General features: G+C 67.2%; 1 protein-coding gene. It reads right to left on the bottom strand.

Annotated features, from left to right (window positions below; all coding sequences use genetic code 11):
* A partial coding sequence (locus ACFVUT_RS37745; RefSeq protein WP_389661382.1) for an acyltransferase domain-containing protein occupies positions 1-1038 on the bottom strand: 1038 nt, incomplete at its 3' end.
* Between the last annotated feature and the right edge of the window lie 159 nt (positions 1039-1197).

Raw genomic sequence — 1197 nt, 5'->3', positions numbered from 1 at the left:
CAGCCAGTACCGCTGACGCTGGAAGGCGTACGTCGGCAGCTCAACCCCCCGGCCACCTCCCACGACCCGAGCCCAGTCCACATCGACCCCGCGCACGAACGCGCCAGCAACCCCCGCCAGCAACCCCGCCCAGCTCCCGTCCCCACGCACCATCGACCCCACCACCCAGCCCTCACCCGCAACACCCCCCACCTCAAAACACTCCTCCAACCCCTGACGCAACACCGGATGAGGACCCACCTCCACAAACCCCCGGAACCCATCCCCCAACAACGCACCCACCACACGGTCAAACCGCACCGCCCCCCGCACATTCTCAAACCAATACCCCCCATCCATCTCCGCCCCCTCCACCCGACCACCCCGCAACGACGAATACACCGGCACCCGACCAGCCCCCGGACACACCCCCGCCATCACCTCCAACAACCGCTCCTCCAGCACCTCCACACCCACATGATGCGACGCATAACTCACCTCCAAGCGACGCGCCCGCACCCCACCAGCCGTCCACACCCCCACCAACCGCTCCAACTCACCCACCGGACCAGCCACCACCGTCGACGACGGACCATTCACCACCGCCACCGACACCCCCGACCCCACCAAAAACCCCTCCACCTCACCCACCGGCAACCCCACCGACACCATCCCACCCCGCCCCACCAACTCCACCAACAACCCACTCCGCGCCACCACCACCCGCACCGCATCCTCCAAACTCAACACCCCCGCCACACACGCAGCAGCCACCTCACCCTGCGAATGCCCCACCACAGCCCCCACCGACACACCCAACGACTCCCACACCGCTGCCACCGACACCATCACCGCAAACAACACCGGCTGCACCACATCCACCCGATCCAACCCCGGCCCACCCACACCCCGCAACACCTCCACCACCGACCACCCCGTCAACCCCCCAATCACCTCATCACACTCAGCCAACCGCCCCGCAAACACCGACGACTCCTCCAACAACCGCCGCCCCATCCCCACCCACTGCGCACCCTGACCCGCAAACACCAACACCACACCAGACCCCACACCAGACCCAGCGCCAGCTCCGAGATCACCAACCAAACCCCCACCCGCAGCAATCTCCCTCAACCCCGCCACAGCCTCATCACGATCCCCCGCCAACACCACACCCCGCACCCCATGCACCGCACGCGAACCCACCAACGAACCCGC

The organism is Streptomyces sp. NPDC058051 (assembly GCF_042885475.1).
GTDB lineage: Bacteria > Actinomycetota > Actinomycetes > Streptomycetales > Streptomycetaceae > Streptomyces.
The sequence above is the reverse complement of the archived record's forward strand: the minus strand, read 5'-3'. Positions and strand labels throughout refer to the sequence as shown.